General features: G+C 45.6%; 23 protein-coding genes. 17 read left to right on the forward strand and 6 right to left on the reverse strand.

Features of this window, described 5'->3' with window-relative positions:
* The first annotated feature begins 62 nt into the window (after positions 1–62).
* Genes VC188_RS04345 through VC188_RS04355 form a run of 3 tightly spaced genes read left to right on the forward strand, consistent with a single transcriptional unit; the run spans position 63 to position 2278 of the window.
* Positions 63–503, forward strand: coding sequence for an HIT family protein (locus tag VC188_RS04345; RefSeq protein WP_323483149.1), 441 nt, complete (start codon positions 63–65; stop codon positions 501–503).
* Positions 504–510: 7 nt separating this feature from the next.
* Positions 511–1296, forward strand: coding sequence for a substrate-binding domain-containing protein (locus VC188_RS04350; protein WP_323483150.1), 786 nt, complete (start codon positions 511–513; stop codon positions 1294–1296).
* A 19-nt stretch (positions 1297–1315) separates the two neighbouring features.
* Positions 1316–2278: a tripartite tricarboxylate transporter substrate binding protein gene (locus tag VC188_RS04355; RefSeq protein ID WP_323483151.1), complete on the forward strand. Its 963-nt coding sequence runs from the start codon at positions 1316–1318 to the stop codon at positions 2276–2278.
* On the opposite strand, the gene VC188_RS04360 is transcribed toward VC188_RS04355, so the two are convergent.
* Genes VC188_RS04360 through VC188_RS04380 form a run of 5 tightly spaced genes read right to left on the reverse strand, consistent with a single transcriptional unit; the run spans position 2275 to position 6601 of the window.
* The gene (locus tag VC188_RS04360) at positions 2275–2700 is read right to left on the reverse strand and encodes a DUF1841 family protein (RefSeq protein WP_323483173.1); all 426 of its coding nucleotides are present in this window, start codon (positions 2698–2700) and stop codon (positions 2275–2277) included. The two genes, VC188_RS04355 and VC188_RS04360, sit on opposite strands and share 4 nt — an antisense overlap.
* Positions 2693–3349, reverse strand: a complete 657-nt coding sequence (nth, locus tag VC188_RS04365; protein ID WP_323483174.1) for an endonuclease III — start codon at positions 3347–3349, stop codon at positions 2693–2695. The genes VC188_RS04360 and nth overlap by 8 nt, the downstream gene beginning before the upstream one ends.
* A complete protein-coding gene (gene rsxB / locus VC188_RS04370; protein ID WP_323483152.1) occupies positions 3349–4035 on the reverse strand; it encodes an electron transport complex subunit RsxB in 687 nt (228 codons plus the stop codon). The genes nth and rsxB overlap by 1 nt, the downstream gene beginning before the upstream one ends.
* A 54-nt stretch (positions 4036–4089) precedes the next feature.
* Positions 4090–5370: a polyhydroxyalkanoate depolymerase gene (locus tag VC188_RS04375; protein WP_323483153.1), complete on the reverse strand. Its 1281-nt coding sequence runs from the start codon at positions 5368–5370 to the stop codon at positions 4090–4092.
* Between the two features lie 28 nt (positions 5371–5398).
* Positions 5399–6601, reverse strand: a complete 1203-nt coding sequence (locus VC188_RS04380) for an amino acid aminotransferase (protein WP_323483154.1) — start codon at positions 6599–6601, stop codon at positions 5399–5401.
* A 169-nt stretch (positions 6602–6770) separates the two neighbouring features.
* Here VC188_RS04380 and uvrB point away from each other — a divergent pair, with 169 nt between their 5' ends.
* The 8 genes from uvrB to fdx all read left to right on the forward strand — a co-directional run bounded on the left by uvrB (position 6771) and on the right by fdx (position 14485).
* A complete protein-coding gene (uvrB, locus tag VC188_RS04385) occupies positions 6771–8924 on the forward strand; it encodes an excinuclease ABC subunit UvrB (protein WP_323483155.1) in 2154 nt (717 codons plus the stop codon).
* Positions 8925–9075: 151 nt separating this feature from the next.
* Positions 9076–9645, forward strand: coding sequence for a Fe-S cluster assembly transcription factor (locus VC188_RS04390; RefSeq protein WP_215321639.1), 570 nt, complete (start codon positions 9076–9078; stop codon positions 9643–9645).
* 28 nt (positions 9646–9673) lie between these two features.
* On the forward strand, positions 9674–10933 hold the full coding sequence (locus tag VC188_RS04395; RefSeq protein ID WP_371816838.1) for an IscS subfamily cysteine desulfurase: 1260 nt from the start codon (positions 9674–9676) through the stop codon (positions 10931–10933).
* Between the two features lie 38 nt (positions 10934–10971).
* Positions 10972–11358: a Fe-S cluster assembly scaffold IscU gene (gene iscU / locus VC188_RS04400; RefSeq protein ID WP_068322308.1), complete on the forward strand. Its 387-nt coding sequence runs from the start codon at positions 10972–10974 to the stop codon at positions 11356–11358.
* A gap of 26 nt (positions 11359–11384) precedes the next feature.
* Positions 11385–11708 carry an iron-sulfur cluster assembly protein IscA gene (gene iscA, locus VC188_RS04405; protein WP_012357505.1) on the forward strand — a complete coding sequence of 108 codons (324 nt, stop codon included), beginning with the start codon at positions 11385–11387 and terminating at the stop codon, positions 11706–11708.
* The gene (gene hscB, locus VC188_RS04410; protein WP_416350488.1) at positions 11686–12213 is read left to right on the forward strand and encodes a Fe-S protein assembly co-chaperone HscB; all 528 of its coding nucleotides are present in this window, start codon (positions 11686–11688) and stop codon (positions 12211–12213) included. Before iscA ends, hscB begins: the two co-directional genes overlap by 23 nt.
* Positions 12214–12241: 28 nt before the next feature.
* Positions 12242–14107 carry a Fe-S protein assembly chaperone HscA gene (hscA, locus tag VC188_RS04415; RefSeq protein WP_216190987.1) on the forward strand — a complete coding sequence of 622 codons (1866 nt, stop codon included), beginning with the start codon at positions 12242–12244 and terminating at the stop codon, positions 14105–14107.
* Between the two features lie 39 nt (positions 14108–14146).
* Positions 14147–14485 (forward strand): ISC system 2Fe-2S type ferredoxin, encoded by a 339-nt coding sequence (gene fdx / locus VC188_RS04420; protein WP_215275308.1) that lies wholly within the window; start codon positions 14147–14149, stop codon positions 14483–14485.
* A gap of 158 nt (positions 14486–14643) precedes the next feature.
* On the opposite strand, the gene VC188_RS04425 is transcribed toward fdx, so the two are convergent.
* Positions 14644–15672 (reverse strand): LacI family DNA-binding transcriptional regulator, encoded by a 1029-nt coding sequence (locus VC188_RS04425; protein WP_215321642.1) that lies wholly within the window; start codon positions 15670–15672, stop codon positions 14644–14646.
* 106 nt (positions 15673–15778) lie between these two features.
* On the opposite strand from VC188_RS04425, the gene VC188_RS04430 reads away from it, so the two are divergent.
* From VC188_RS04430 to VC188_RS04455, 6 genes are all read left to right on the forward strand, one after another.
* Positions 15779–16546 carry an ABC transporter permease gene (locus tag VC188_RS04430; protein ID WP_255558718.1) on the forward strand — a complete coding sequence of 256 codons (768 nt, stop codon included), beginning with the start codon at positions 15779–15781 and terminating at the stop codon, positions 16544–16546.
* A complete protein-coding gene (locus tag VC188_RS04435) occupies positions 16546–17331 on the forward strand; it encodes an ABC transporter permease (protein WP_323483157.1) in 786 nt (261 codons plus the stop codon). Before VC188_RS04430 ends, VC188_RS04435 begins: the two co-directional genes overlap by 1 nt.
* 3 nt (positions 17332–17334) lie before the next feature.
* Complete coding sequence (locus VC188_RS04440; protein WP_216265159.1) at positions 17335–18132, forward strand: ABC transporter ATP-binding protein; 798 nt, start codon at positions 17335–17337, stop codon at positions 18130–18132.
* 31 nt (positions 18133–18163) lie between these two features.
* Positions 18164–19228 carry an ABC transporter substrate-binding protein gene (locus tag VC188_RS04445; protein WP_216265158.1) on the forward strand — a complete coding sequence of 355 codons (1065 nt, stop codon included), beginning with the start codon at positions 18164–18166 and terminating at the stop codon, positions 19226–19228.
* Positions 19229–19310: 82 nt separating this feature from the next.
* Positions 19311–20624, forward strand: a complete 1314-nt coding sequence (gene hisD / locus VC188_RS04450) for a histidinol dehydrogenase (protein ID WP_323483158.1) — start codon at positions 19311–19313, stop codon at positions 20622–20624.
* The gene (locus VC188_RS04455) at positions 20621–21394 is read left to right on the forward strand and encodes an SDR family NAD(P)-dependent oxidoreductase (RefSeq protein ID WP_323483159.1); all 774 of its coding nucleotides are present in this window, start codon (positions 20621–20623) and stop codon (positions 21392–21394) included. Before hisD ends, VC188_RS04455 begins: the two co-directional genes overlap by 4 nt.
* Positions 21395–21396 lie beyond the last annotated feature (2 nt).

The following is a 21396-nucleotide window of genomic DNA, read 5'->3' on the forward strand; positions in this document are numbered from 1 at the left end:
CCGCGGCACCTAAATGACCCCACAAGGGTGACTTAGGTGCCGTTTTCGTTTACATTCTTCAGATGACTAATTGCGTACTTTGTAAAGACGAACTCAGGCCCGAAGAGGGTCAACTCATATGGCGTGGCGATGACTGTCGAGTCATCCTAGTTAATGACTCGGACCTACCTGGTTTCTGCAGGGTGATCTGGAATCGCCATGTGGCTGAGATGACGGAACTTACCCATGGTGAGCGAGAGCATTTGATGGTTCTAGTATTCGCTGTTGAAGAGGCAATACGCCACGTCATGCATCCAGACAAGGTGAATATTGCCGCCTTAGGCAATATGGTTCCGCATATTCATTGGCATGTCATCCCTAGATTTAAGGATGACGTATTCTTCCCCGGATCGGCTTGGTCCAAAAGAACTCAAGAAACAAAAGAAGCTGTATTAGAGGCCAGAAGAAAACAGGCTCAAGAATTGCCAACCGCAATCAAGGCTGCAATTGCAAATATATCCTAGGGATTCGATGCGTAAACTATTTTTTGCCTTTTTAATACTTGCAACTAATATATTGCAGGTTGACTATTCTTATGCGGCAGATATTCAGGTGATTACCTCAGGAGCATTCGCTGAGGCGTTAAAGCAGTTAGTCCCTGAGTATGAAAAACAATCTCCTAATAAAGTCATTATTTCTTATGGCTCATCAATGGGCGCTGCACCCGACTCTATCCCTTCTAGATTAGCCAAAGGTGAGCGGTTTGATGTATTAATCCTGGCTGCACCCTCTTTGGAGGGGTTTATTAAGAGCGGAGATCTTCGATCTGGGACGCGAGTTGATTTGGTTGCTTCGGTAATGGGTGCGGTAGTAAAGGCGGGCGCACCAAAGCCTGATATCAGCACAATGAATGGATTGAAATTGGCTTTATTAAATGCAAAGTCGGTTGCGTATTCCGCAAGCGCTAGCGGTGTTTATTTATCAACCGAGCTTTTTCCGAAGATGGGGATTTCGGAGCAGATGAATAAAACTGCAAGAAAGATATATAGCGAAAGGGTCGCTTCAGTTGTAGCTAGGGGTGATGCAGATTTGGGCTTTCAGCAAGTCAGCGAGCTACTCCCCATTCCTGGTGTTGACTTTATAGGTGAGCTACCGCAAGAAGCTCAAAAGACAGTGCTATTTTCCGCGGGTATTACAAGTAACACGCAAAATTTAGATGCATCAAAAGATCTCATAGTATTTTTAGCATCAACAAAAGCAGTTGATACCATTCAAAAAGCAGGATTAAAGCCAGCCTTGCCGGCAATACCTTGGTAGGATAAAAAGGACCATAGAAATGAAGTGTTTTACTAAAGCCGCTCTGATTGCATCTTTATCTTTAGCATTTGGACCGGTGTTTGCTGCTGACCCTTGGCCTAATCACCCCATTAAATTTGTTGTTGGGTTTGGTCCTGGCGGCGCTAACGATACTGTTGCCAGAGTGGTTGCTGAAGCTGCCTCAAAGCAATTGGGTCAACCTATTATTGTGGAAAACAAACCAGGTGCTGGCTCTCTATTGGGTGCGGATTTTGTGGCAAAGAGTGCGCCAGATGGGTACACCTTCTTTGTTAGTGCTGGTGGAATTATTACTAACCCAATGATTAAGTCATCCATGCCATATAAGGAAGGCGATTTAGTGCCCGTTGGGATGCTCGCTATAAGCCCATCCATTATTGTTGTTTCAGCAGACTCCAAAATCAATAATATGAAGGATCTGCTAGTTCTAGCCAAAGATCCCAAAGGACTTAACTTCTCAACTGCTGGTACTGGGAGTACTCCACACTTCGTAGCGGAGATGTTGAAAGTAAAAGCAGGCGGTAAATATGAAATCATTCCTTATAAGAGTGGTTCCGAAGGAATGGTGGCTGTTATCTCCAATCAGGTTGATGCAACCTCAGAGGCAAGTGTTGTAGTAATTCCGCAAATCCAAGGCGGCAAATTAAAAGCAATTGCTTCCACTTGGAATAAAAGAATTACGGCCCTGCCTGATGTTCCAACAACTAAAGAGCAGGGGTATCCTGAAGTTTTCATTGGTCACTGGGCTGGAGTTTTTGCGCCCAAAGGCACATCTGATGCTATTTTGGAGAAAATGAATCAAACGATTAATGCAGGCCTGAAGACTGCGGCTGTTCAAAGTCGCCTAACGCCACAGGGTATTGAGCCATCACCTGGAACCAGGGCTGCTTTTACTAAATTCCTCGCAGATGAGAAAGCAAGACTAGAGCCAATAGTGAAGCGTGCCAATATGAAAGAGGATTAAGCCAATTTCTTCAGGGCTTCTAAATATTTCTCTGGGTTAAGCGGCTGGCCTTCACGCTGTGCTTCCCACATCACTTGCCCTAGGCATTCCATCATGACGTGCTGTGCTTCATGCATAGAACCTAGTTTTTGCGAGAGTTTATCTGCGATCTCTTTAATGCCAGTCGGCTGATTGATTGAGATCTGCTCGCTAATCGATAGGTGCATTGATAGATGTAGGAAGGGATTGGTTTCACCACGCTCTGGCGTGTAATCCTGCCCTAGAGCGCCCTCTGGATCCGCAAGTAGGTCGTGGTATTCAGGATGCTCAACCATCCAATCGCTGGCCAACGTCTCCATCGGATCAAGAATCTGATTCTCAGTCTTTTTTTTCCAGGTGTCACAGAAAAAGCGACGCACTTCTTCACGGGTTGGATTAAATATCGCCACGAACTTTTCCTTTGCCAGTTTTTTGTTTGAAGCCGCATAGAGGCTCCACGATGCATTGCGCACAATCTGGATTACGTGCTTTACAAGTATATCGACCGTGCAGAATAAGCCAATGATGTGCATCCAATAGATATTCTTTTGGTACACGCTTCAGTAATTGCTCTTCCACTTTCACCACATCTTTGCCGGGTGCTAGGCCAGTGCGATTAGAGACTCTAAAAATGTGGGTATCAACAGCCATGGCGATTTGTCCAAAGGCAGTATTCAGAATGACATTCGCAGTCTTTCTGCCTACACCGGGTAGAGCTTCTAATTCTTCACGGGTTTGGGGAACTTCTCCGCCATGCTTCTCAAGCAGAAGCCGACATGTTTCCTGTATATGCTTGCCTTTGGAGTTAAATAAGCCAATATGCTGAATAAAGGGTCTAACACCATCTAAGCCAAGATCTAAAAGGGCTTGCGGGGTATTGGCAACCTTATAAAGCTTGCGCGTTCCCTTATTCACTGAGACATCAGTTGCTTGTGCCGATAGTAGTACCGCAATTAACAGCTCAAATGGCGAGCTATATTCCAGCTCAGTTTCTGGTTTGGGATTGTTGGCTTTGAGCTGCTCAAAAAAAGCACGACGCTTTTCTAGATTCATCATTTCTTTTGTTGGGCTCGTGCAATCGCTGCTGCAATGATGGCACGTTTACGTTCTTGCTCTTTAAGCTCTTCTGCTGATGATGGGCTTTCTGCATTGACCGCCTCTAATTTAGTCGCAGCTTTCCTGGCTAAGCGATCATCATTATCTTTTTGCTCTCTATCGAGTCGTTTTTCACGATCGTGATAACGCTGACGCGAGATGTCTGCCAAGTCTTGAGACCAGGCATCCCAACCAGTTTTATTGCCGGTGACATCAATCATGCTAATGCAATCAACAGGGCACGGTGGAATGCAGAGATCGCAACCAGTACACCACTCAGCCAGAACCACATGCATTTGTTTTGAGGCCCCAACGATCGCATCAACAGGGCATGCCTGAATGCAGAGAGTGCAGCCAATGCATTTCTGTGGATCAATAAACGCTACTGGCCTTGGGCGTTCTACGCCACACTCTAGATCGATAGTGGGATGAAGCTCAAAGGCATCTTGGGGATAGATGGGTATCAACACCTTACTTAGGCGCTCAATACCCTCAACCCCACCAGGCGGGCAGCGATTTGGTAGCACATCACCAGAGGCCATTGCCTCGGCATACCCACGACAGTCTGGGTAGCCGCATTTAGTACATTGGGTTTGCGGAAGAATATCCTCAAGTTGGTCGATGAGGTTATTTGCTTGGCTCATGGGAAAGGCTTGTTGGATTCTTCTTAAAATTAAAGGCTCCGAAGAGCCCTTAATTTATGCAGACTTGGTAGTCCGTGTAGCAGTTTTCTTCGTATTCTGATGCTCACGAATGAACGTCTTAATCTTTGGGTAAACCTTCTCACGCCAGCGGCGACCAGCGAAGATACCGTAGTGCCCAGCACCGGCAACTTCATAGTGGTCTTTACTGTCTTTTGGGATGCCGGCACATAAAGCATGTGCAGAACGTGTTTGACCACTTCCAGAGATGTCATCAAGCTCACCTTCAATAGTGAGGAGAGCAGTCTTTTGAATATCTTGTGGCTTAACAAGTTCGCCAGCAACTTCCCAAGTGCCGTTTGGCAATGAGTAGTCTTGGAAAACGGTCTTAATAGTGTCAAGGTAAAACTTAGAGTCCAAATCCAATACTGCGTTGTACTCATCGTAAAAGCGAATATGGGATTCCGCATCTTGTTCGTCGCCGCGTACTAAGTTTTGGAAGAAATCCCAATGTGATTGCAGGTGGTTTTGTGGATTCATGGCGATAAAGCCAGTGTGTTGCAAGAAGCCTGGGTAAACTTTACGGCCAGCGCCCGGATAGTTAGGCGGCACGTTATAAATTACGTGGCTCTTAAACCACTCATATGATTTCTGATCTGCCAGATTATTAACGGCGGTTGGTGACTTACGTGCATCGATTGGACCACCCATCATGATCATGGATGCGGGAGTAGCTTCACCAGCAGAGGCCATTAAGGAAATTGCGCCTAAAGTTGGAACGGTAGGTTGGCAAACGGAAATCACATGTAAGTCTTTAGCACCGATGGTGCGAATGAATTCTTGCACGTAATGAACATAGTCATCAAGACCAAACTCACCATCTTCTACCGGTACCAAACGAGCATCGATCCAATCGGTGATGTAAACCTTATGGTCTTGCAAGAGGGTACGCACTGTGTCACGCAACAAAGTGGCATGATGACCAGACATTGGAGCGACTACTAGTACAGCCGGATCTTCTTTGAGGTTCTTGATGGTTTCTACATCATCAGAAAAGCGCTTAAAACGAATTAGATTGCAGAAAGGTTTTGAGATGACCGTTCTTTCATGAATCGCAACTTCGTGACCATGTGCTTTAACAGAGCGAATGCCAAATTCCGGTTTTTTGTAATCCTTACCTAGGCGATAGAGGAGTTCATAACTAGCAGCCAATCGATCCGATCCCGGAACCTTGGAGGCGGGATTTGAAGCATTGATAAAAGCTTCTGAAGCAGCGCGTGCCCAGGAACTAACTGGTTGAAGTAAGGCTTTTTGAAATTCATGTAACTGATATAGCATGGTACCTCCGGTAATTCAGTGTATCCGCTTATTGCGCCAATACGCGGGCGATTGCTTTAGCCACTTTATCAATGTTTTTGGTATTGAGGGCTGCAACACAAATGCGTCCAGTCGAGAGAGCATAAATGCCATCCTCTTTCTGTAAGTGATCAACTTGCTCAGCTGTTAAGCCTGAGTAAGAAAACATGCCACGCTGCTTCTCGATAAAAGCAAAATCTTGCTTTACTCCAGCAGCGGCGAGTTTTTCAACCAGGCCATGACGCATCGCTTTAATGCGGTCACGCATTTCTGCTAACTCATCTTCCCAGAGCTTACGTAATTCTGGTGAATTCAAAACGGCAGCAGCAATGGCAGCGCCGTGAGTTGGAGGATTGGAATAATTAGTGCGAATGACACGCTTCAATTGTGAAAGCACGCGAGTCGATTCATCTTTGCTTTGAGTCACGATAGACAGGGCACCAACACGCTCACCATAGAGTGAGAATGATTTGGAGAAAGAACTGGATACAAAGAAAGACATGCCTGAATCAGCAAAGAGACGAACGGCAATACCGTCTTTCTCAATCCCATCAGCAAAGCCTTGGTAGGCCATATCCAAGAAGGGGATGAGGCCTTTGTTCTTGCAGATGTCAATCACTTGGCGCCATTGCGCTTCAGTAATATCCGCGCCGGTTGGGTTGTGGCAACAAGCGTGCAACAACACGGTAGTGTTCTTTGGGAAAGACTCTAAGGACTTCACCATGCCGTCAAAATCTACGCCACGTGTTTTGCCATCAAAGTAGGTGTACTCGACAACATCAAAACCAGCAGATTCAAAAATGCCGCGATGGTTTTCCCAGGTCGGGTTACTAATAGCGCAGGGCGCATTGAGGTTCAGGCGCTTAATAAAATCCGCACCAACGCGCAGTGCACCGGTACCACCAAGACATTCGGCAGTTACAACACGACCTTCTTTAATGAGTGCGGAGTCAGCGCCAAACAATAAATTTTGCACTGCACTGTTGTATGGATTTGGACCTTCGATTGGAATGTAGCTACGTGGTGAGTGCTTTGCAACAATCGCCTCTTCAGCTTTAATCACTGCCTTTAGAAGTGGAACTTTGCCTTCGTCTGTGTAATACACGCCAACACCTAAGTTCACTTTGTCAGCACGTTGGTCTGCAACGTAGGCTTCTGTGAGGCCAAAAATAGGATCTTTAGGGGCTAGTTGGACTGAGGCAAACAGGGTCATTGGAGGTCGAAAGTGGTGGTTAAGGGTTAATTAAGGGTGGTTTTGTTTGTTGTTGACGTTATATTCAGTTTAATTGTCGGTTTTTGAAGCCAGAATCAACTATTTCCTAAGAAAAACGGCAAAATCATTGTTTGTACAAAATTCGCTGTGAATAACTCTCACAGGTGAAATGATAGCCGAGATGCCCCCTAAGTTGCCCAAAACTGGTCTAAAAGTTGAAGTAAAAGAAGTGCAAAAAACCCCTGTGGCAGATCCCTTGGGTGAGGCAGGCCACGACCTCGATCCGACCAAGTTTGTAAGCTTCCCCGACTCCCCTTATCAGCTCTATCAGCCATTTTCACCCGCTGGGGACCAACCCCAGGCCATTGATGCGCTGGTTGAGGGTATTCAGGATGGATTGACCTTCCAGACGCTTTTAGGGGTTACGGGGTCTGGAAAGACCTTCACGATGGCTAATGTCATCGCCAGAACCGGCCGTCCTGCCATCATTTTTGCCCCGAATAAGACCCTCGCTGCCCAGCTTTATAGTGAATTTAGGGAGTTTTTCCCGAGAAACGCCGTTGAGTACTTCGTCAGCTATTACGACTACTACCAGCCAGAGGCTTATGTACCTCAGCGCGACCTCTTTATCGAAAAAGATTCCTCTATTAACGAGCACATCGAACAGATGCGTTTGTCTGCAACCAAGAGTTTATTAGAGCGTCGAGATGTCATTATTGTTGCGACCGTGTCTGCAATTTACGGCATTGGTAATCCTGGTGACTATCACAGCATGGTGATGACATTACGTCCTGGTGACAAGATGAGTCAGCGTGATATTTTAATGCGCCTCATTGCGATGCAATACGACCGCAACGAAACGGATTTCAAGCGTGGTGTATTTCGAGTGCGTGGCGACACGATTGATATTTTCCCGGCTGAACATAATGAGTTGGCAGTAAGGGTAGAGTTGTTTGATGATGTTGTGGAGAGTTTGCAGTTCTTCGACCCTCTCACTGGTAAGATTCGTCAAAAGATTCCACGCTTTACTGTGTACCCAAGTTCACATTACGTCACACCTCGTGAAACTGTTTTGAAAGCAATCGAAACTATCAAAACAGAATTGCGTACTCGCTTAGATGAGTTTGTTAAGGATGGCAAACTGGTTGAGGCACAACGTCTCGAGCAGCGTACTCGTTTTGATTTAGAGATGCTCAATGAGTTAGGTTTCTGCAAAGGGATTGAGAACTACTCTCGCCACCTTTCAGGAGCTGCTCCCGGCGAGGCCCCGCCGACGCTAGTGGACTATTTGCCCAATGATGCCTTGATGTTCCTGGATGAGAGCCATGTTCTGATTGGGCAGTTGAACGCCATGTACAACGGGGATAAATCTCGTAAACATACTTTGGTGGAATTTGGGTTTCGCTTACCCTCAGCGATGGATAACCGCCCACTCAAATTTACTGAGTTTGAAACCAAGATGCGTCAAACTATTTTCGTTTCTGCAACACCGGCTGATTATGAGAAAACACATCAAGGCCAGGTGGTCGAGCAAGTGGCGAGACCAACTGGTTTGGTTGATCCAGAAATTGAAGTATTGCCGGCAAGTACACAGGTCGATGATTTATTAGATCAAATTCATGCGCGCGTCAAAGTGCATGAGCGAGTTCTAGTGACTGTGTTGACTAAACGAATGGCGGAGCAATTAACAGACTATCTTTCTGATAATGGTGTGAAGGTGCGCTATGTTCACTCTGATATCGATACAGTCGAGCGTGTAGAAATTTTGCGTGACTTACGTTTGGGCGTCTTTGATGTGCTGGTCGGCATTAACTTATTGCGCGAAGGTTTGGATATTCCTGAGGTATCTCTAGTGGCCATTTTGGATGCCGATAAAGAAGGCTTCTTACGTTCAGAGCGCAGTCTGATACAGACTATTGGTCGCGCTGCTCGTAATGTTCGTGGCAAAGCGATTTTGTATGCCGATCGGATTACCGACTCTATGAAACGCGCCATGGGGGAGACCGAAAGACGGCGAACCAAGCAAATTGCTTTCAATAAGCTTCATGGGATTGAGCCTAAGGGCGTCAAAAAGCGCATTAAGGACATTATTGATGGTGTCTATGACGTCAAAGAGAAGCGTCAGGAGATGCAGGTTGAGCAGGAGCGGGCTCATTATGAAGATATGGGTGAGAAGGACTTGGCGGCCGAAATTAAGCGCCTGGAGAAGCAAATGAACGCTGAAGCCAAGAATTTGGAGTTTGAAAAGGCTGCCAGCACCAGGGATAGACTCACTAAGGTTAAAGAAATGGCTTTTGGGGCCAGATCTAGGGACTCTGTCTAAAGATTGAGCAGTCAATTCCTGGCTTGCATTGAGGTTTTTTGGGATAATTCCCGAGCAATTTGATAGGGAATATGGTAAAGTTGAGTGGAATGGTCGGGTATTACCCGCCCGACTGTTAGCTGTCCATAACAATCCATTACCAAGGTGACATATGAGACTTACAACCAAAGGTCGTTTTGCAGTAACCGCAATGATTGATTTAGCCCTGCGTGAAACGCATGGCCCCGTAACTTTGGCCGGAATTAGCCAAAGACAAAAGATTTCCCTTTCTTACCTCGAGCAATTGTTCGGCAAATTACGCCGTTTCAATATCGTGGAGAGCACACGTGGTCCTGGTGGTGGTTACACTTTGGCACGTCCGTCCTCTGAGGTGAGTGTGGCTGACATTATTGTTGCTGTCGATGAACCTCTCGATGCAACCCAATGTGGTGGCAAAGGTAACTGTCATACCGATGAAGAAAATCATGGTCGCTGTATGACGCATGATCTCTGGAGCAATCTCAATTCCAAAATGGTTGAGTACCTGAGTTCGGTGAGCTTGAAAGACTTGGTTCATCAACAAGAAGGGCGCGGCATTGTGATTCAAGATATGCGTCAAAAGAAAATTAAAGTTGAAAGCTCTAAAGCAGATAAGCCTGCTACAGCACTTGCAGCTAAAAAAGAAGTGGCACCTAAAGCACCATTAGTGAATTCTGTATTCAATTTGGCGCGCCAAAGTTAATAACGTATTACCTACCTATAAATAAATCATGAACGCACCACAAGACCTTCCTAAGCAACCGGTTCCAATGTTTAGCCCTAAGCACTTCCCTGTGTACATGGACTATTCAGCTACAACGCCGATTGATCCGCGTGTGGTTGAAAAAATGTTGCCTTATTTGCGCGAGCAGTTTGGTAACGCCGCATCCCGTAGTCATGCTTATGGCTGGGCTGCAGAAGAGGCGGTTGAGTGGGCGCGTTCAGAGGTTGCTCAATTAGTACACGCTGATTCAAGAGAGATTGTGTTTACAAGCGGTGCTACTGAAAGTATTAATCTTGCATTAAAAGGCGCAGCACATTTTTACAAAGATCGCGGTAATCACATCATCACCGTCAAGACCGAGCACAAAGCGACTTTAGATACTTGTCGTGAACTTGAGCGCGAAGGTTTTGAAGTGACTTATTTAGATGTATTGCCTAATGGTCTGATTGATTTTGCGCAGCTTGAAGCTGCAATGAAGCCAGGCACAATTTTGGCTTCAGTGATGTATGTCAATAATGAAATCGGTGTGGTGCAAGATATTCCTGCAATTGGTGAGTTGTGCCGTTCACGTGGTGCGATTTTTCATGTGGATGCAGCGCAAGCAACTGGCAAAGTGGACATTGATCTAGAAAAGATCAAAGTGGATTTGATGAGCTTTTCTGCTCATAAGACTTATGGCCCTAAAGGTATTGGCGCTTTGTTTGTGCGTCGTAAGCCACGTATTCGTATTGAGGCGCAGATTCATGGCGGTGGCCATGAGCGCGGTATGCGTTCTGGAACCTTGGCGGTTCACCAAATCGTTGGTATGGGCGAAGCCTTCCGTATTGCTCGTGTTGAAATGATCGAAGAGAACAAGCGTATTCGCGGACTGCGTGACCGCTTACTCAATGGCTTGAAAGATATTGAAGAAGTCTACGTCAACGGCGACATGGATGATCGTGTTCCGCATAACCTCAACATTAGCTTTAACTATGTTGAAGGCGAGTCTATGTTGATGGCGCTCAAAGATTTGGCGATCTCCTCTGGTTCAGCGTGTACCTCAGCATCGTTAGAACCTTCTTATGTATTGCGTGCCTTGGGTCGCAACGATGAATTGGCACATAGCTCCATACGCTTTACCTTGGGTCGCTTTACGACTGAAGAAGAGGTGGACTTCACTATCAAGTTGGTAAAAGAGAAGATTGCCAAGTTGCGTGAGTTATCTCCGCTCTGGGAAATGTATAAAGATGGAATCGACATCAGCACGATTCAATGGGCTGCACACTAAAAGATATTTAAAGATAAAGAAATTAAAGAGGAAATACCATGGCATATAGCGAAAAGGTCATCGACCATTATGAAAATCCCCGTAATGTTGGCTCATTTGAAAAAGGCGACGACAGCGTAGGTACTGGTATGGTTGGAGCTCCAGCCTGCGGCGACGTAATGAAGTTACAGATTCGCGTGAACGATCAAGGTGTAATTGAAGATGCTAAGTTTAAGACTTATGGATGCGGCTCTGCAATTGCCTCCTCTTCACTAGTAACCGAGTGGGTTAAAGGTAAGACATTAGATCAAGCACTTGAGATCAAGAATTCATTGATCGCAGAAGAGTTGGCTTTACCGCCAGTAAAAATTCACTGCTCTATCTTGGCTGAAGATGCCATTAAAGCGGCGGTAGCTGACTACAAAGAAAAGCACCCAGCGAAATAAAGAGTAAAGAATAAGCAGGCATAACTATGGCAATTACCCTAACTGACAAAGCAGCTGCACACGTAAACCGCAATCTTGAGAAACGCGGCAAGGGTTGTGGCTTACGCTTGGGCGTTCGCACAACAGGTTGCTCTGGCTTGGCATATCAGCTTGAGTATGTAGATGAGCCTGCTGCTGAAGATCAGGTATTTGAGTCCAATGGCATTAAGGTATTTGTAGATCCAAAAAGCTTGGCTTACTTGGATGGTACGGAGCTAGACTTTGTGCGCGAGGGTTTGAACGAGGGATTCAAGTTTCAAAATCCAAACGTAAAAGATGAGTGTGGTTGTGGCGAATCCTTCCGCGTCTGACGATTACTTCAACTTCTTTGGATTAAATCAGCAATTCAAAATCGATTTGCCTGCTCTAGATCAGGCATACCTGGCCATTCAGAAAGAAGTGCATCCTGATCGCCATGCGCGTGGTAGCGATGCAGAGCAACGCCTTGCTATGCAGATGGCTACCCTTGCTAATACTGCTGTTCAAACACTAAAGAACCCCATCCAACGCGGCCTCTATATTTGCCAGCTTCATGGTGTTGATGCCAAGTTAGAAACCAATACTGCCATGCCTGCTGCTTTTCTGATGAAGCAAATGGAATGGCGTGAGAATTTAGATGAACAAGCGGAAGACTTGCCTGCACTTGAAGTCTTGATGGCTGAAGTAGAGCAATCAAAACAAGATACGCTTGCAGAAATCGCCCAAGCCATTGATGCCGCCAAAAACTATGTACGTGCCGCGGAGCTACTTCGTGGCTTGCTCTTCATTGATAAGTTTGCGGTTGAGCTTGATGATGCCATCGCAGCCTTAATCTAGTCCCCACTCAAGCTAAACTCTATCTCCTATGGCCTTATTACAAATCTCTGAACCCGGTAAATCACTCGCGCCCCATCAGCGCCGTATTGCTGTGGGCATTGATTTGGGGACCACTAATTCTTTAGTAGCCATTGTGCGTGATGCCTTGCCTAAGGTGTTACCAGATGCGCAGGGGCGCGAGCTACTTCCATCCGTTATTCGTTATTTGCCTAATGGTAGAACTCAAGCTGGCTTTGAAGCGCTTGAGAGCGTGGTCATTGACCCAAAAAACACCATTGTTTCAGTGAAGCGTTTCATGGGTCGCGGCTTGTTGGATGTCGAGAATATTGAAAGCGCCCCATACGACTTTGTTGATCAACCGGGCATGCTTAAACTCAGAACAGTTGCTGGGGATAAGAGTCCAATTGAAGTCTCGGCAGAAATCTTGGCGCGCTTGCGTCAATTAGCGGAAGATTCTGTATCTGATGAGATTGTTGGCGCTGTGATTACAGTCCCTGCTTACTTTGATGATGCACAGCGTCAAGCAACCAAAGATGCTGCTAAGTTAGCTGGCATCGAAGTTCTCCGTTTATTGAATGAGCCGACTGCTGCTGCGATTGCCTATGGATTAGATAATGCCTCTGAAGGCGTCTATGCAGTTTATGACTTAGGTGGCGGAACATTTGATATCTCGATACTGCGCATGAGTCGCGGTGTCTTTGAGGTGCTCTCTACAGGCGGTGATTCTGCTTTAGGTGGTGATGACTTTGACCACCGCTTGTACTGCTGGGTAATTGAGCAGGCCAAGCTTCCCCCTTTATCCATTCATGATCATCGTACGCTGCTACAGGCCTGTAAGCATGCCAAAGAGCTACTAAGCCACAACCCTCTGGCGCGCGTTCACGAGACGCTGGCAGATGGTACGGTAGTTAATGTTGGCGTTAGTCAGGCGCAGCTCTTTGAGATAACCCAAAATCTAGTAACCAAGACTTTGATAGCGTGTAAAAAAGCTTTGCGTGATGCTGGTCTTAAAGCTGAAGATGTTAAAGGTGTAGTAATGGTGGGCGGCTCAACCCGTATGCCAAATGTACAACGCGCTGTTGGCGAACTCTTTGGCACCCAGCCATTGAACAATCTGAACCCCGATCAAGTAGTTGCATTGGGTGCGGCGATGCAAGCTGACTTATTAGCTGGCAATCAAAGCAAAGATGATGAGTGGCTCCTATTGGATGTTATTCCGTTATCGCTTGGTATTGAAACCATGGGCGGTTTGGTAGAAAAAATCATTCCACGCAATACACCTATACCGGTAGCTAGAGCGCAAGACTTCACGACCTTTAAAGATGGACAGACTGCCTTAGCTATTGCGGTGGTGCAGGGCGAGCGCGAACTTGCGCAAGACTGTCGCTCATTAGGTAGGTTTGAATTACGCGGCATACCGGCAATGGCTGCAGGCGCAGCCCGTATCCGGGTCACCTTTCAGGTGGATGCCGATGGTTTATTGTCTGTAAGCGCGGTAGAGCAAGGCTCTGGCGTAAAAGCATCCATTGATATCAAGCCCTCTTATGGCCTAACTGATGCAGAAATTACTCGCATGCTGCAAGACGGTTTTGCATCTGCTAAAGAGGATTTGCTTTCGAGATCATTGCGTGAAGAGCAGGTAAATGCGCAGCGCTTATTAGATGCAGTGCAAACGGCGCTAGCAAGTGATCGCTCTTTACTGAGTTCGGCAGAGCAGAAAGAGGTTGATCAAGAGATGGCAATCCTACAAAAGATCTTAAATGAAGAAACTGATAGCGCTATTGTTCGCAAGGCCGTTGATCATGCCGCCAAGGCGACTGATGACTTCGCACAAAAACGCATGAACGCTAGTATTCAGAAGGCTTTATCTGGCAAGAATGTTGCTGAAATTTAAGTAAATAAAATACAAACCGAATACCAATAGAAAAGAATCATGACTCAAATCGTTGTACTACCGCATAGTGAGTATTGTCCTGAGGGTGCAGTTGTTGAGGTTGCCCCAGGCACTTCGATTTGTGAAGCCTTGTTAGAGAATGACATTCCCATTGAACATGCTTGCGATATGGTGTGCGCTTGCACTACTTGCCATGTGATCGTTAAAGAGGGCTTTAACAGCCTTAATCCTCCCGATGAGAATGAGGAAGACATGCTTGATCGTGCATGGGGGCTAAACCCGCAGTCCCGTTTATCTTGTCAAGCCATTGTTGCTAAACAAGATTTAGTGATTGAAATCCCTAAATATTCAATCAATCACGCCAAAGAAAATCATTAATGCACCAAAATCATGCACTAATGCATCCAATCATGCAAACCACTTAAAGAGTGAACTCTGGCGGGACTAATATGAAGCTGTAGTTCATTCTTTAGATAGTACCTCCAAAAAAATATTTTAAGCCATCCTTCGGGGTGGCTTTTTCTTTTGGGGCGCGCTTAGAGTTTTGGTGGTGACGAGCTAGATTCACGAATAACCAAATTAACACTTGTTTTGATTTTTCTGGGAAGGTTATCCACACCTTTAATTTGGGAAATGAGGTGATTGGCCGCTTGCGCCCACATACCTATAGCATCTATGTGGATAGTGCTCAGACTGGGTGTGATGTGTTGAGAAATTTCTAAGTCATCAAATCCAATGATTGATAAGTCCTTTGGAATTCTCAGCCCTTGCTTTTTAGCCTCAAGCAACGCGCCCAGAGCTAAAACGTCTTGACCGCAAATAATTGCAGTGATTTTGGGATTGTTGAGGAGCAATTTTTTTAATCCGAGACGCGCCTCATGTAAACCATAAGCACACTCCACTATCACATCGCTTTTGATCTGAATTTTCTTCTCAGTCAAAAGCTCAATAACTCCATCAACCCGGTCTCTAGCACGATCATTGTACGTAGTGATGCCTGCCAATATCCCAAAATGTTTATGTCCAAGAGAGAGTAGGTGCTGAACCCCGGGCTTGATTGCCTCTCGATTATCAAAGCCGGAGGCGTACCCGTTATAGGGTGTGGATAATGAGCCCACGTGTATATATGGAATATTGCGAGTTTTCAGAAGTTTTAATGCTTCGCGCCGCTGGCTAACGCCAAAGAGGGCAATACCTTCAACGCCTCGAGTCAGTAGGTTGGTTATTTGGTTTGCTTCGATCTCGGGATCGTAGTTACTGCTTGCTACTAAAAGTTGGTGCCCAGATTGATTTAGTTGACGTTGAAACTCTGCAAGCCCTTGTGCAAAAATTGCATTGTCAAGAGTGGGAACAATTGCGCCAATAGTCCCAGAGCGCTTAAGCATCAATGCGCGAGCCCCAGCATTCGGTATGTACCCCAATTTTTTAATAACACCACTAATTTTTTCTTTTAGCTCGGCGCTAACTGCATCTGGATTATTTAAGGCTCTGGAGACGGTTGCGGTAGAAACTTTTGCTGCAGCCGCTACATGAACTATGGTGATAGAGCCAATTTTATTTTTCATCAAAACCTAAGGGAAAGCCCTAGTCAATTTCAGTTGGTGGTGTTAATTTTGCAAGTAATTTATGGTTAGAATGAAAGCGCTTACATTTTATTTATTTTATGAGGAATTGGAAATTTTTAGCAAGCTTTTATCCTTCTTTTTGTTCTGTGCGATTCTGCTACTCGCTTGGTTTGGGCTGACAGAGTGGACAGGCACAATCTCAATTGCTAGATTTCCATCGCCCACAGAAACCTGGAATTCTTTCAGAATTATTGCCTTACAGGGTTACGGCAATGGCAAACTTCATCAACATGTCTTACAAAGCGTTATTTTAGTTACCTCCGGATTTTTGGTCTCTTCCTCATTGGGAATCCTGCTTGGGATTCTGATGGGGGCGAATAAGAAAATTGAAGCTTTTGTAAATCCAATATTTTTAACCTTGAGGCCAATACCCCCTTTGGCATGGATTCCTTTGGCTATTGTTTGGCTAGGGCTTGGTAATTCCGCTAAGGTGATGGTGATTTATGTAGCAGCCTTTGTGCCAGCAGTGATTAATAGCTTCACTGGTGTTAGATCAATAGAGGTGCCGCAGCGCGAAGCCGCTGCAATGTTGGGTATTAGTCGTTTTGCTTACTATTACGAAGTGTTAATTCCTGGCGCATTGCCGTTTATTTTTACTGGCTTACGTCTATCACTTCAGGCATCCTGGACCACTTTAGTTGCGGCGGAATTAGTTGGCGCAACTTTAGGTTTGGGATCGATCCTAAATCAAGCGGCTCAAGACATTAATCCGGCAATGATTATGGTGGGTATGATTAGCGTAGCAGTTTCTGGTTGGTTGATGACTCAGATATTGGCTAAGGCTGAGCGCTATGCCACACCTTGGAGAGCGTAATGGCACGTCAAGAACGCTTAAATCAAGGTGAGTTTTTATTGTGGACGGGACTAGGCATTACTAGTTTTTTTGGGGTTTGGTATATCTCGGTGCTGCTGGGGGTCGTTCCAAAGCAGTTTCTTCCGGCGCCTCATGAGGTTTTGCAGAGGTTTGTTTACCTGCTCAACGAGCCATTCTCTGGTTACACCTTATTGGCTCATATTGCATCAAGTTTTCAGCGCTTTTTATATGGATTCCTATTGGCAGTGGTGATTGGAGTGCCATTAGGATTATTAATGGCTTTATCTAAGTGTGCCAATCAACTAATCACACCATTTTTTGAAAGTATTCGCTTTGTTGCGCCAATCGCTTGGGTTCCATTTGCTGCCCTCTGGTTTGGAACTGGTATCGGTGGTCCGGTTTTGGTGATTTTTATGGGGGCATTTCCTCCGGTCTTAATCAATACCTATCGCGGAGCAATTCACGTAGATAAAAAATATCTTGAAGCAGCCAGAATGCTTGGGGCAGGTAGGTTGCGTTTGATGACCGAAGTCTTATTTCCAGCGGCCATCCCATCAATCATTGCCGGCCTGCGGATATCTGCTGGATTAGGTTGGCAATCCTTAGTTGGCGCTGAACTCATTGTTGCATCTAGTGGTGTTGGATACATGATGGTTAAAGGCCAGGCGAGTATTCAGACCGATATTGTGATGAGCGGCATGATTGCAATTGGTCTCATTGGTTTATTGATTGATGTGCTTTTAAGGCAAGCTGAAAAGTTCGCTATTCACTATAGAGAAATTTGATTTATGGCAGATATTGTTTTCGATTCAGTAGAGCGCAGCTTTAAACAAAGCGGCAAAGAGTTTTTGGCCGTTGGCGGTGTTGACTTAACTGTTAAAGACAAAGAGTTTGTTGCGATCGTTGGCCCATCTGGTTGCGGAAAGACTACTTGCTTACGCATGGTAGCTGGCCTTGAAATGCCTAGTAAAGGGCGGGTACTTGTTGGCGGTAAAGAGGTAAAAGGGCCTGGACCAGACCGTGCAGTGGTATTCCAGCAATTCGCTTTATTTCCATGGAAAACAGTTCAGGAAAATATTGAGTTTGGCCTTAAATCCATGAGTATGAGTTCGGCCGAAAAACGAGATAAAACCGCCCGCTTAATTTCACTGATGGGACTAGATGGATATGAGCAGGCCTATCCTCATCAATTATCTGGTGGTATGCAGCAGCGCGTAGCTATTGCGCGTGCATACGTCCTAGAGCCGGAAGTACTTTTGATGGATGAGCCATTCGGCGCTTTGGATGCCCAAACTCGAGTGGTTATGCAGGAAGAGCTTGTAAGGCTTGCCCGCAAGAATCCTAAAACCGTCTTATTTATTACCCACGCTGTTGAAGAGGCGGTGTTTCTCGCAGATCGTGTCGTGGTGATGTCCAGGAGGCCCGGTCTGATTCGAGATGTGATCGAGATTAAGCCCATTCGTGAAAAAGAAGGTTGGGATACTCATAGTCGTATTGAGGATGTAATGGATTTAAGTTCTTTTGTGCAGTTACGTAGTCAGATTTGGAAGTTGTTGCGCGAGCAAAACCTGGGTGTTGATCATTGATTCACTTTTGTAATATCTGAAGGAGATAAAAATGCAATTTAAGAAATCATTAGCAAGTATTTTGGGGGGAACGTTACTCGCAGCAGCAAGCGTTGGTAATGTCTACGCACAAGCAAAGCCTGCATTAATCGAGATTAAGGTGAGCTATCAGCCTGCTTTGTATTGGGCACTTCCATTCTTTGTGGCAACAGAAAAGAACTGGTGGGGTGAGTTGGGCCTTAAGCCAGAATTTAGCACTTTCCCCGCTGGAGTTCCGCAAATTGCAGCCTCTGCCTCCAAGTCATGGGATGTAGGTGGCACTGGATCTGTTCCTGCTGTATTGGGTTATGTCCGCTTTGGTATTAAGACTATCGGATTGAGTAATGATGAGTCAGCAGGCAATGCCTTGTTAGCCACTGGTAAAGCTGCAGAGGCATTCGCAGCCAATCCTCAGTCATTAAAAGGACAAACTATTGTATTGACTGGTAACTCCACTGGAGATTACGCGGTTCAATCTTGTCTTAGGAAATATGGTTTAGCTAAGACTGATGTTGTTATCAAGAATATGGGTCAGGGCGAAATTATTTCTGCCATGTCTTCCGGTAACGCAGATTTTGGCGGCCTGTGGGCGCCAAATATTTATACGCTCGAAGAGAAGGCTGGAGCAAAGGTCATTTGTAGCGGTAAAGATGGTGGTGCTTTTGTTCCTGGTGCCTTGATCGTACGTGCTGATTATGCAAAAGAAAATCCACAAAATGTGGCTAAGTTCTTAGCTGTGTATTTGCGTGCTTGGAAGTGGATGAATGCCAATAAGCCGCAAGCAATTGCGATGATGAAAAAGTTCTATGAGCAAGGTGGCGTCACTATTTCTGAGGCCTCAATGAAGAAAGAGTTTGATACCCGTCCTAACTATGACTTGGCGACTGAGTTGAAGATTATGGATGGCTCTAAGGGTCCATCACAAGTAGACGGATGGTTTAACTCTATTGCTGGCTTTATGCAATCAACTGGCGCCATACAAACTGTGCCGCCAGCAAATGAATACATCACTGATGAATTCATGAAAATGGTAAATGCAGATAAAAAGCTTCGCGAATTTGCAAACAACTCTAAGTAGTCGATAAAGCAATCTAAAAAATGGGGGTAGCCTCTTTTTTTAGATAGAGACTGTAAGCGCTTACAAAACTAAGGATAGAAATATGTCTATAGATTTTTTAAAGAAAGCAGCCAAAACGCCAGAGACTGAGACATCTACAGCTCAGCAGGTAGTGACGGAGATGCTTGCTAATATTGAGAAAAATGGTGAGTCAGCTGTTAAGGATTACGCATTAAAACTGGATAAATGGTCTGGCGATATTGTGATGTCAGAGCAGGCTATGAACGCCATTTTAGTTGATGTGCCAGCAACAGTGAAGCGAGATATTGATTTTGCTGTAAAGCAAGTCTATGACTTTGCCATTGCTCAGAAAAATAGTATTCAAGATTTCTCTACCACCTTACATGCTGGGGTTACTGCTGGTCAAAAGGTGTTGCCAGTAAATGTGGTGGGTTGTTATGCGCCTTCTGGTAGATATGCTCACATTGCATCCGCTTATATGACGGTAGCTACAGCAAAAGCAGCGGGCGTTAAAAATATCATTGCATGCTCAAGTCCTTTTAGGGGTGGCGGTATTCATCCTTATGTACTCTATGCATTTAAGGCCGCCGGCGCTGATGTCATCATGACATTGGGTGGTGTTCAGGCGATTGCTTCGATGGCGTATGGATTATTTACCGGCAAACCTGCTGACGTAGTTGTGGGGCCGGGTAATAAGTTTGTGGCTGAAGCAAAGCGCTCTCTATTCGGAAAAGTCGGAATTGATGTATTTGCTGGACCATCTGAAATTGCAGTGATTGCAGATGAAACGGCGGATCCAAAAATTGTAGCGAGTGATCTAGTTGGCCAGGCTGAACATGGTCACGAATCTCCTGCATGGTTATTTACTACCTCAGCCAAATTGGCTAATGAAGTAATGGCATTGGTTCCTCAGATGATTGATCTCTTGCCGCCAACAGCAAAAGATGCTGCTGCCTGCGCATGGCGTGATTATGGCGAGGTTATTGTGTGCAGCACCCGAGAAGAGCTGGCTAAGATTTCGGATCAGTATGCAAGCGAGCATCTTGAAGTCCATGCAAAAGACTTAGACTGGTGGTTAAGCAATCTCACATGCTATGGATCTTTATTCTTGGGTGAAGAAACTACTGTTGCCTTTGGAGATAAGACTAGTGGACCAAACCATGTTTTGCCTACGAAGGGTGCGGCAAGATATTCAGGTGGTTTATCTGTGCATAAGTTCATGAAAACACTGACTTGGCAGAAGATGACTCGCGAGGGAAGCAAAGAAATGGCGCTAGTAACAGCTCGAATTAGTCGTCTAGAGGGAATGGAGGCGCATGCGCGTACTGCAGATGATCGTTTAGAAAAGTACTTTCCTAACGAGAAGTTTGATCTTGGAAGTCCAGTAGAAGTATGAGTCAAATCATTCATCAACTATTTAATCTGCAAGGTAAAACAGCCCTCATTACCGGTGGTAGTAGTGGCTTAGGTGAGGGCATTGCCCTTGCATTAGGTTTGGCTGGTGCTGAAGTCGCTATTGCTGCCCGCAGAGAAGCTCCTTTGAAGGAAGCCGCAGAGCGTCTTATCGCTCAGGACATTAAGGCCTCCTCATTTACTGCTAACTTAAGCGACTTAGAGCAAGCAGAGGATTTGTCCAAGCGCGTCTTAAGTCATCTCGGAAAAGTCGACATCTTGGTTAACGCTGCAGGCATTAACTTGAGAGAGCCCTACGGAGAAGTATCTCCACAGAGCTGGCAAGAGCAATTAAATGTGCAGTTAGCTGCCCCATTTTTTATGACCCAAGCTCTGGCACCACAAATGCAAGCTCGTAAATGGGGCCGCATCATTAATATTGCGTCACTACAGAGCTATCGCGCTTTTGCTAATAGCGCACCCTATGGTGCAGCAAAGGGTGGGGTCGTTCAGTTAACGCGAGCTATCGCGCAGGAATGGTCAAAGTTCGGGATTACTTGTAATGCTATTGGTCCTGGGTTCTTTCCTACGGCATTAACAGCGCCAGTCTTTAACAATGCTGATTTAGTCAAAATGCATGCAGAAAAAACAGCGATAGGTCGCAATGGTGAGATGAAAGATATCCATGGTTTAGCCATCTTCTTATCTAGCGATGCCTCTGCCTACATTACTGGGCAAACCATCATGCTCGATGGCGGTTACACCGCAATATAAGG

The sequence above is a fragment of the Polynucleobacter sp. MG-28-Ekke-A2 genome, assembly GCF_035012985.1.
Lineage (GTDB): Bacteria > Pseudomonadota > Gammaproteobacteria > Burkholderiales > Burkholderiaceae > Polynucleobacter.